We start from the raw sequence: 10,240 nt of genomic DNA, 5'->3' as shown, positions 1-10,240 counted from the left end.
CGGCGCGGATCGGGTTGGGCGCGTCGCCGGCCACTTCCTTGTTCTGCGGGATCAGGAATTCAAGCGCGTAGTGCACGCCGTCCAGGTCGCGGCCCGGCACCGGCAGATCGCGCGGGACTTCCGAGCCGCCCGTCAGCACCACGGCGTCGAACTGCTTGAGGATGTCGTCGGCGGCGATGAATTCGCGCGCGTCGTTGACAATGCCGGCTGGCACGGTCTTGTCGCCCACCATCACGCCGGTGCGGAAGGTCACGCCCTCGGCTTCCATCTGCTGCATGCGGCGGTCGATCTGCGCCTTCTCCAGCTTGAAGTCGGGGATGCCGTAACGCAGCAGGCCGCCAACGCGGTCGTTCTTCTCGAACAGCGTCACATCGTGGCCGGCGCGTGCCAGTTGCTGCGCAGCGGCCATGCCCGCCGGGCCCGAGCCGACCACGGCCACGGTCTTGCCGGTCTTGTGCTTGGGCACCTGCGGCGCCACCCAGCCTTCTTCCCAGGCCTTGTCGATGATGGCGTGCTCGATCGACTTGATGCCGACCGGCAGCTCATTGATGCCCAGCGTGCAGGCCGCTTCGCACGGCGCCGGGCAGATGCGGCCCGTGAACTCGGGGAAGTTGTTGGTCGAGTGCAGCACCTCGATCGCGGTCTTCCAGTCCTGGCGATACACCAGGTCATTGAAGTCCGGGATGATGTTGTTGACCGGGCAGCCGTTGTTGCAGAACGGGATGCCGCAGTCCATGCAGCGCGCGCCCTGGATCTTGGCTTCGTTGTCCGCGAGTGCGAACACGAACTCCTTGTAATGCTTCACGCGCGCTTCGGGCGCTTCGTATCCCTCGTTCTGGCGGGGAAATTCGAGAAAACCGGTCGCCTTGCCCATGGTGTCCTTCCTGGCCCGATTCCGGCCGGCACAGCTTCGCTTGCCGGGCGCTCGGGCCTGTCTTGTGAGGTTGCGTTGTATTCGGTGGCGGCGGGCGCCGATCGATCAATCGGCCACCCGCCAAGTCGCTTGGAATCAGGCCGCGATCTGCTCGCGGGCGGCTTCCTGTTCGCGCTCGTACATCTCGGTCAGCGCGCGCTTGTACTCGGTCGGGAAGACCTTGACGAAGCGACGGCGCGCGTTGTTCCAGTCGGCCAGCAGTTCCTTGGCGCGCTCGGAGCCGGTGTAGCGGAAGTGCTTTTCCACCAGCGCCTTGAGCAGTTGCTCGTCGAGCACGCGCTCGCCGCCCACCTTGTGCCAGGTCGACGACGTATGCGCCTTCTCCTGGTCGGCCGACGACAGCACGGATTCCAGCGCGACCTGTGCCGTGTTGCAGCGCTTGTCGAACAGGCCGTCCTCGTCATAGACGTAGGCCACGCCGCCCGACATGCCCGCCGCGAAGTTGCGGCCGGTGGCGCCCAGCACGACGACGGTGCCGCCGGTCATGTACTCGCAACCGTGGTCGCCGGCGCCTTCCACCACGGCGATGGCGCCGGAGTTACGCACCGCGAAGCGCTCGCCGGCCACGCCGTTGAAGAACGCCTCACCGGCCAGCGCGCCGTACAGCACGGTGTTGCCGACGATGATGTTGCCGGTCGGCTCGCCGCGGAACTCGTGCGGCGGGCGCACGATCACGCGTCCGCCCGACAGGCCCTTGCCCACGTAGTCGTTGCCGTCGCCCACCAGGTCCAGCGTCACGCCGTGCGCCAGGAACGCGCCGAACGACTGGCCGGCCGTGCCCTGCAGCTGGATGTGGATCGAGTCATCCGGCAGGCCCTCGTGGCCGTAACGCTTGGCCACCTCGCCCGACAGCATCGCGCCCACCGTGCGGTTGACGTTGCGCACCGGCTGGATGAACGACACGCGCTCGCCCTTCTCGATGGCCGCGCGGGCCTTCTCGATGAGCTGGTGATCCAGCGCGCGGGCCAGGCCGTGGTCCTGCACATCGACCTGGTAGCACGGCTGGCCTTCCTTCTTCGGCGGCTGGTGGAAGATGCGGGCGAAGTCCAGGCCGCGCGCCTTCCAGTGTTCGATACCGGACTTGGTGTCGAGCAGATCGGCGCGGCCGATCAGTTCGTCGAAGCTGCGGATGCCCAGCTGGGCCATGATCTCGCGCACTTCCTCGGCCACGAAGAAGAAGTAGTTCACCACGTGCTCGGGCTTGCCCGAGAACTTCTTGCGCAGCACCGGATCCTGCGTCGCCACGCCCACCGGGCAGGTGTTCAGATGGCACTTGCGCATCATGATGCAGCCCTCGACCACCAGCGGTGCGGTGGCGAAGCCGAATTCGTCGGCGCCCAGCAGCGCGCCGATCACGACGTCGCGGCCGGTCTTCATCTGGCCGTCGGCCTGCACGCGGATGCGGTTGCGCAAGCCGTTGAGCATCAGCGTCTGCTGCGTCTCGGCCAGGCCCAGTTCCCACGGCGTGCCGGCGTGCTTGATCGACGACCACGGCGAAGCGCCCGTGCCGCCGTCATGGCCGGCGATCACCACGTGGTCGGCCTTGGCCTTGGCGACACCCGCGGCCACCGTGCCCACGCCCACTTCCGACACCAGCTTGACCGACACGTCCGAACGGGGGTTCACATTCTTCAGGTCGTGGATCAGCTGCGCCAGATCTTCGATCGAGTAGATGTCGTGGTGCGGCGGCGGCGAGATCAGGCCCACGCCCGGCACTGCATAACGCAGCTTGCCGATGTACTCCGTCACCTTGTGGCCGGGCAGTTGACCGCCCTCGCCGGGCTTGGCGCCCTGGGCCATCTTGATCTGGATCTGGTCAGCCGAGACAAGGTACTCGGCGGTCACGCCAAAGCGGCCCGACGCCACCTGCTTGATCTTCGAGCGCAGCGAATCGCCTTCCTGCAGCTCCAGGTCGCGTTCGATCACGTCACGGCCGACCACATCCGACAGCTTGGTGCCCTGCTGGATGGGGATGCCGCGCAGCTCGTTGCGGTAGCGGCGCTCGTCTTCACCGCCCTCGCCCGTGTTCGACTTGCCGCCGATGCGGTTCATGGCGACGGCCAGCGTGGTGTGCGCTTCCGTGCTGATCGAACCCAGCGACATCGCACCGGTGGCGAAGCGCTTGACGATCTCCTTGGCCGGTTCCACGTCTTCCAGCGGAATCGCACGCACCGGGTCCACCTTGAACTCGAACAGGCCGCGCAGCGTCATGTGGCGCTTGCTCTGGTCGTTGATCAGGTTGGCGTATTCCTTGTACGTCTGGTACGAATTCGCGCGCGTGGCGTGCTGCAGCTTGGCGATCGAATCCGGCGTCCACATGTGCTCTTCGCCGCGGACGCGGTAGGCGTATTCGCCGCCGGCATCCAGCATGTTGGCCAGCACCGGCGCATCGCCAAAGGCGTCGCGGTGCAGGCGCAGCGCTTCTTCCGCCACCTCGAAGATGCCGATGCCGCCCACGTTCGATGCGGTGCCGTGGAAGTACTTGTCCACCAGCTCGCGCGACAGGCCGATCGCTTCGAAGATCTGCGCGCCGGTGTACGACATGTACGTCGAGATGCCCATCTTGGACATCACCTTGTGCAGGCCCTTGCCGATCGCCTTGGTGAAGTTGTAGACCGCCTTCTCGGGCGTCACACCCAGGCTCGGGGCCAGCTCGGTCAGCGTTTCCATGGCCAGGTACGGGTGCACGGCTTCGGCGCCGTAGCCGGCCAGCAGCGCGAAGTGGTGCACCTCACGCGCCGAGCCGGTTTCCACCACCAGGCCGGTGCTGGTGCGCAGGCCCTTCTCCACCAGGTGATGGTGGATGGCGGACGTGGCCAGCAGCGCCGGAATGGCCGCCTGCTTCTCGTCGACCGCGCGGTCCGACACGATCAGGATGTTGTAGCCCGACTTGACCGCATCGACAGCCTCGGCGCACAGCGAGGCCAGGCGCGCCTCGATGCCTTCCTTGCCCCACGCCACCGGGTAGCAGATGTTCAGCTCGTAAGCCATGAACTTGCCGCCGGTGTAGTGCTCGATGTTGCGGATCTTCGCCATGTCCTTGAAGTCCAGCACGGGCTGGCTCACCTCAAGGCGCATCGGCGGGTTGATGTTGTTCAGCTCGAGCAGGTTCGGCTTCGGCCCGATGAACGAGACCAGCGACATCACCACGTTTTCGCGGATCGGGTCGATCGGCGGGTTGGTGACCTGCGCGAAGAGCTGCTTGAAGTAGTTGTACAGCGTCTTGTTCTTGGAAGACAGCACGGCCAGCGGGCTGTCGTTGCCCATCGAACCGGCGGCTTCTTCGCCGTTGGCGGCCATCGGCGCAATCAGGAACTTGACGTCTTCCTGCGTGTAGGCGAAGGCCTGCTGGCGGTCGAGCAGCTTGGCGGCCGGCTTGGTCTCGGCGGCCACGTCCTCGGCCTTGGCGTCCAGCTCGTCGAGCTTGATACGCACAGCGTCGATCCAGCTCTTGTACGGCTTGGCGTTGGCCAGGTTGTCCTTGAGTTCCTTGTCGTCGATGATGCGGCCCTGCTCCATGTCGATCAGGAACATCTTGCCCGGCTGCAGGCGCCACTTCTTGACGATGCGCGACTCGGGAATCGGCAGCACACCAGCTTCCGAGGCCATCACGACCATGTCGTCGTCGGTCACGTAGTAGCGCGCCGGACGCAGGCCGTTACGGTCGAGCGTGGCGCCGATCTGGCGACCATCGGTGAAGCAGATGGCGGCGGGGCCGTCCCACGGCTCCATCATCGCGGCGTGGTATTCGTAGAAGGCGCGGCGGTTGTCGTCCATCAGCGTGTGCTGTTCCCACGCTTCCGGAATCATCATCATCATCGCGTGGGCGAGCGGATAGCCGGCCATCGTCAGCAGTTCGAGGCAGTTGTCGAACGAGGCGGTATCGGACTGGCCCGGATAGATCAGCGGCCACAGCTTGGGCAGGTCGGCGCCCAGCACCGGCGACGAGATGCCGCCCGTGCGTGCGTTGATCCAGTTGACGTTGCCCTTGACGGTATTGATTTCGCCGTTGTGCGCAACCATGCGGTACGGGTGCGCCAGCTCCCACGCCGGGAAGGTGTTGGTCGAGAAACGCTGGTGCACCAGCGCCAGCGCCGACACCGTGCGCGGATCGGCCAGATCCTGGTAGTAGCGGCCGACCTGCTCGCACAGCAGCAGGCCCTTGTAGACGATGGTGCGCGCCGACATCGACGGCACGAAGTACTCCTTGCCGTGCTTGAGCTTGAGCGCCTGGATGGCGTGGCTGGCGGTCTTGCGGATCACGTACAGCTTCCGCTCCAGCGCATCGGTGGTCATGATGTCGCGGCCGCGCCCGATGAAGATCTGGCGGATCACCGGCTCGGTCTTCTGCACCGTGGGCGACATCGGCATGGTCTTGTCGACCGGCACGTCACGCCAGCCCAGCACGACCTGGCCTTCCAGACGCACGGTGCGCTCGAGTTCCTGCTCGCACGCCAGGCGCGAGGCGTGTTCCTTCGGCAGGAAGATCATGCCGACGCCGTACTCGCCGGCCGGCGGCAGGTTCACGCCCTGGCGCGCCATCTCTTCACGGTAGAACTGGTCGGGAATTTGCAGCAGGATGCCCGCGCCATCGCCCATCAGCGGATCAGCGCCGACGGCGCCCCGGTGGTCGAGGTTGTGCAGGATGCGCAGGCCTTGCTGGACGATCTCGTGGCTCTTCTTGCCCTTGATGTGCGCCACGAAGCCGACGCCGCAGGCGTCATGCTCGTTGCTCGGGTCGTACAGGCCTTGTGCGGACGGCACGCCCTGGACGGTCGTCGATTCAGCGCTCTGCGGCGCGAGGCGGGAGGAATGTTGTTCCACGGCGATCTTCCGATGTTGTGGGCACAGCACGCCGCAGAAGGCCCTCGCGGTGGGTGCGACGAGCATGGCGCGCCGCACCATAAATGCGGGGTGAAACGACTATAAAAGAGTGCTCCCGATCCGGCAAAAGGTTTTAAATGGGGTCGGAATAAATTAAGAAATGCACGCCATCAGTGCTGGCGTATATATGGGGACAGATTAATTTGCCGCAAATTGGTGCGCGCGCATGCGGCCGCAGCCGCACCTCGGGTTATGCGACGGCCGCGTCGTCCTCCGCCTCCGCTTCTGCGGGTTGGCGTGGGGGCCGACCCTTGGGCAGCGGCGCCACGCGACGCCCGCCCGTGCGCGCCAGCGTGGCCAGGAACGCCTCGCTGCCGAGCGGCCAGCCGCTGTGCACATGCTGTCGGATCTGCGCGAGCTGGTCCGAGCCGAGGCCCTCGTGCCAGAGCGTGCGGTAGCGCGACTGACGCTCAAAGGGCGTATTGCCAAGCCGCCAATAACAATAGTGGTCACTCACCCACGGAATCGACTGGATACCGACGTGGTGGCGATATGTGCTCCAGCGATCCTCCTCTGGCGCACTGGCGAGGCCCGCGCGCACGGCATTCGACTCCACGTAGAGCAGCATCGGCAGCACCCATTCCGCCGGGTCCAGCACGGTCGAGCGGAAACGCCCCTCCCACAGCGTGCCGCTGCGGTTGGCTACCGCATTGAAGTGCCGCGTGTAGCGCCGCCCCACCGCCTGCAGCGTGCGCGACAAGCTGTCCGCCACCTTGGGCGTGCCCACCAGGTGCACGTGGTTCGGCATCAGGGCGAAGGCGTGGATGGCGAAATCGTGCTCGCGGGCGGCCATGCGCAGGGTGTCGAGGTAGAAAGCGTAGTCCTCGTCGGTACGGAAGACGGCCTGCCGATTGTTGCCGCGCTGCAACACGTGCACAGGAACATCGATGGGACTGAGGCGGGGCAGGCGAGCCATGGCGAAAACGGGGGCAGGAAAGCCGCCATCGTAGCGCGACGCCGCCGAACCTGTCCCCAATTATTTTGGGCGCAAACGCTTGCGGATTGCCTGTCGCCGAACCGCAACGGCGGCTTGTCTGATAACGCCCCCGGATTTGCGTGCGGTCAAAAGCGGGGCCCCACCGCCGGAACCGGCCGGGTCGATTTTGATCGCGCGCAAATCCGAGGGCGCCCTTGCACGCCAGACTGGCTCCCATCACATCAACGAACCAAGAACAGAGAGAGGGAGCATTTTCATGGCATTCGCACGCCTTGCCGTTGTTGCGGCAGCCGCCGGCCTCGTCGCCGCAGCATTCAGTCCGATTGCGTCCGCCCAGAGCACGGATCCGCTTGCCGGCTTGACCGGCCCGCTGCCGGCAGCGACCGGCAACTGGATGGTGCGCCTGCGCGCCGTCAACCTGAATGCCGCCAACAAGTCGGATGCGATTCCCGCACTGGGGGTGCCGGACGACGCCATCCGCATCAATAACAAGGCGTTCCCCGAACTGGACATCTCGTACTTCTTCACGCCCAACATCGCCAGCGAGCTGATCCTGACCTATCCGCAGCAGCAGGACGTGACGGTCGGCGGGGCCAAGATTGGCAGCTTCCGTCACCTGCCGCCGATCCTGACGCTGCAATACCACTTCACGCCGGAGTCACGCTTCAAGCCGTATCTGGGCGCCGGCATCAACTACACGCGCATCTCCAGCGTGAACCTGCAAGTGCCGGGCGTGGGCCCGCTGGACCTGAGCAAGAACAGCTTCGGCCCGGCGCTGCAGGCTGGCTTCGACTATCGCCTGAGCGAGCGCGTGTACTTCAACGTCGACATCAAGAAGACCTGGATCAGCGCCGACGTGAAGTTCAACGGCCAGACCATCAGCAAGGTCCATGTCGACCCGTGGCTGGTGGGTGTGGGCCTGGGTTATCGCTTTTAAGGGGGCGATCAGCGAACCGACATTTTCCTGATCGACTTTTCCGACGTGCCGCAGGGGTCGTCGACGGCGGGGGCGCTCGTCGACGGTGGTTGGCACGTTCGGCCCGGCATGCGTTGGGGCGGCCGGGCATTTTTTTTGGGCGCTTACTTTGTGAGCGACGCCGGATCGAACTGCATGACAACGCGGCCGTCGAGCGGTTGGCGCTGGCGGAAATTGTCGGCGTAAAAACTGCGCAGCGCGTCGATCTGTGCGGGTGACGCGGTGATCGGTTGCTTGAGCACATACCACTCCACGTTCTCGGTCAGTGGCGGCGTGGTCAGCGAGCCGAGGTAGTGGTAGTAGGCATCGCTCGCGGGCAACAAGTCACCCGGGCGGACTGAGGTAACTTCATGCCCCTCGCCCTTGCGTGCGGCCTTGAGCACCGCATCGAACGCCGGGTTGGCCGCGCCCGGCTCCACCATCACGCCGATCACGGCCATGCGGCCATCCTTGGCCACGTGCACCAGATGCACCTCGCCCAGATACGACTTGCCGTCGATGGTGTGCTCGCTGTGGGCGTGGAAGTGGAACTGGCGCAGTGTGAAGTGCCGGCCGCGGATCTTCACGTCGCCGCCGGGCACGTTCACTTGCAAGGCATGGCCGGTGTCGACGGCCGTGCCGGCGACGGTGCCGTAGTGCGGCTGAATCACGTCGGGCTCGTCTTCGTCAGCAGCAATGGCGTCGGCGCTGCGGATGTCGATCGGCGACTGGAAGGCGTCGTGCACCGCATGCCATTCAGCCTGGTGCTGGTAGTCGAAGTGGTCGGCCGGATGGCCGGCATGCGCCGGCTCGGCGGCCTGTACGGCGAGCGATGACGCCGCAAATACGGGAAGAAGAAGGCGATACATATAATTGACTGAGCAATGGATATGTATCGATGGTAGCCATCGCTAGCCTGCCTGCCACTGAGAACAGTCCGATTCCAGCCTCAGACCGCGTCGACCGCGAAGATGCGGCGATGCTCCTTGATGGCATAGCGATCGGTCATGCCGGCGATGTAGTGCGCAATCCAGCGCGGTTGGTCGGCCGGATCCTTGGCCTGGTACTGCGGCGGCAACAGGCGCGGATCGTCGAGGAAGGCGCGAAACAGGTCGTCGATGATGCGGCGCGCCTTGGCTGCCATGCGCATCACGAGATAGTGGCGATACAGGTTGTCGAACAGGAAGCGCTTGAGCACGCGCGCCTCCTCACGCATCGGCTCGGAGAAGCCGACCAGCGCCGGCGCGGCGCGCACGTCGTCGATGGTCTGCGGCGCCACCTCGGCGATGGCCGCGCGCGTGGAGCCGATCAAATCGACGATCAACGCATTGATGATGCGGCGGATGGTCTCGTTGATCAGGCGCCGCCCGCCCGCGTTCGGGAACGCGGCCTCGGCCTCGCGGCGGTGGATGGCCCACAGCGGCACGTCCTGCAACTGCTCCAGCGAGATCAGGCCGGAGCGCAGGCCGTCGTCGATGTCGTGGTTGTTGTAGGCGACCTCGTCGGCCAGGTTGGCGAGCTGCGCTTCCAGTGAGGGCTGTTGCCCCTCGAGGAAGCGCCGGCCCAGGTCGCCCAGCGTGGCGGCGTTGTTGCGCGAGCAATGCTTGAGGATGCCCTCGCGCGTCTCGAACGTGAGGTTCAGACCGTCGAAGCCGCCATAGCGTTCTTCGAGTCGATCGACCACCAGCAGGCTCTGCAGGTTGTGCTCGAAGCCCCCGTAGGGCTTCATGCAGTCGTTGAGCGCGTCCTGCCCGGCGTGGCCGAACGGCGTGTGCCCCAGGTCGTGCGCCAGCGAGATCGCCTCGACCAGGTCTTCGTTCAGGCGCAGGCTGCGGGCGATCGAGCGGGCGATCTGCGCGACTTCCAGGCTGTGCGTGAGGCGCGTGCGGAACAGGTCGCCCTCGTGATTCACGAAGACCTGCGTCTTGTATTCGAGCCGGCGGAAAGCCGTGCTGTGGATGATGCGGTCGCGGTCGCGCTGAAACTCGGTGCGCGAGGTGGACGGCGGTTCGGCATGCACGCGGCCGCGCGTCTGTGCCGCGTGCGCGGCATACGGGGCGAGATGGCCCTCGAGATCGAACGGCGCGGGCAACAGGTCGAGTCGATCGTTCATCGGGCCGTCTCGTCTGGTCTCAAGCGACCGGGGCTTCGGTCGGTGGGCGCAGCACGGCGTGCTGCAGCGTAGCGCGCAGATCGACGTCGGGCACGGTGGTCACGAAGGCCTGGCCCAGCTTGCGCAGCAGCACGAACTTGATCTCGCCGGCCTCGGCCTTCTTGTCGACACGCATCAGTTCGATGAAGCGTTCGACGCCCAGGTCCGGCGCCACGGTCGGCAGGTTGGCCGCACGCGTGAGCGCGGCAATGCGATTGCGCGTGTCGATGTCGATGAAGCCCAGGCGATGCGACAGATCGGCCGCCATCACCATGCCGCAGCCGACGGCCTCTCCGTGCAGCCACTCGCCGTAGCCCAGGCCTGCCTCGATGGCGTGGCCGAAAGTGTGGCCGAAGTTGAGGATCGCGCGCAGACCGG

At 65.7% G+C, this 10,240-nt stretch carries 6 protein-coding genes and 1 pseudogene; 1 reads left to right on the top strand and 6 read right to left on the bottom strand.

Annotated elements, in window-relative coordinates; translation table 11 throughout:
• The 3 genes from QZ609_RS20245 to QZ609_RS20235 all read right to left on the bottom strand — a co-directional run.
• Positions 1-874 (bottom strand): glutamate synthase subunit beta (locus QZ609_RS20245; RefSeq protein WP_295498675.1); only part of this gene is annotated, 874 nt, incomplete at its 3' end.
• A gap of 135 nt (positions 875-1,009) precedes the next feature.
• The gene (locus tag QZ609_RS20240; RefSeq protein WP_295498672.1) at positions 1,010-5,758 is read right to left on the bottom strand and encodes a glutamate synthase-related protein; all 4,749 of its coding nucleotides are present in this window, start codon (positions 5,756-5,758) and stop codon (positions 1,010-1,012) included.
• 250 nt (positions 5,759-6,008) lie between these two features.
• Positions 6,009-6,734 (bottom strand): transposase, encoded by a 726-nt coding sequence (locus QZ609_RS20235; protein ID WP_295498669.1) that lies wholly within the window; start codon positions 6,732-6,734, stop codon positions 6,009-6,011.
• Positions 6,735-7,011: 277 nt separating this feature from the next.
• Between QZ609_RS20235 and QZ609_RS20230 the strand changes: the two genes are divergently transcribed.
• Positions 7,012-7,692, top strand: coding sequence for an OmpW family protein (locus tag QZ609_RS20230; protein WP_295498666.1), 681 nt, complete (start codon positions 7,012-7,014; stop codon positions 7,690-7,692).
• Positions 7,693-7,835: 143 nt separating this feature from the next.
• Here QZ609_RS20230 and QZ609_RS20225 read toward each other — a convergent pair whose 3' ends face one another.
• The 3 genes and pseudogenes from QZ609_RS20225 to QZ609_RS20215 form a co-directional block, all read right to left on the bottom strand.
• Positions 7,836-8,579 carry a carbonic anhydrase gene (locus QZ609_RS20225; protein WP_295498663.1) on the bottom strand — a complete coding sequence of 248 codons (744 nt, stop codon included), beginning with the start codon at positions 8,577-8,579 and terminating at the stop codon, positions 7,836-7,838.
• 80 nt (positions 8,580-8,659) lie between these two features.
• Complete coding sequence (locus QZ609_RS20220) at positions 8,660-9,823, bottom strand: deoxyguanosinetriphosphate triphosphohydrolase (protein WP_295498660.1); 1,164 nt, start codon at positions 9,821-9,823, stop codon at positions 8,660-8,662.
• 19 nt (positions 9,824-9,842) lie between these two features.
• Positions 9,843-10,240, bottom strand: a pseudogene (locus QZ609_RS20215) (3-dehydroquinate synthase); the annotation flags it as partial.

This window comes from uncultured Ralstonia sp. (assembly GCA_913056305.1).
Lineage (GTDB): Bacteria > Pseudomonadota > Gammaproteobacteria > Burkholderiales > Burkholderiaceae > Ralstonia.
Note: the sequence above shows the minus strand (reverse complement) of the source record. Positions and strands in the feature narration are given on the sequence as shown.

Bases quoted from the DNA above. Each gene is read 5' to 3' on its own strand.
- QZ609_RS20235 (WP_295498669.1), bottom strand. From the start codon at position 6,734: ATGGCTCGCCTGCCCCGCCTCAGTCCCATCGATGTTCCTGTGCACGTG.
- QZ609_RS20230 (WP_295498666.1), top strand. From the start codon at position 7,012: ATGGCATTCGCACGCCTTGCCGTTGTTGCGGCAGCCGCCGGCCTCGTC.
- QZ609_RS20225 (WP_295498663.1), bottom strand. From the start codon at position 8,579: ATGTATCGCCTTCTTCTTCCCGTATTTGCGGCGTCATCGCTCGCCGTA.
- QZ609_RS20220 (WP_295498660.1), bottom strand. From the start codon at position 9,823: ATGAACGATCGACTCGACCTGTTGCCCGCGCCGTTCGATCTCGAGGGC.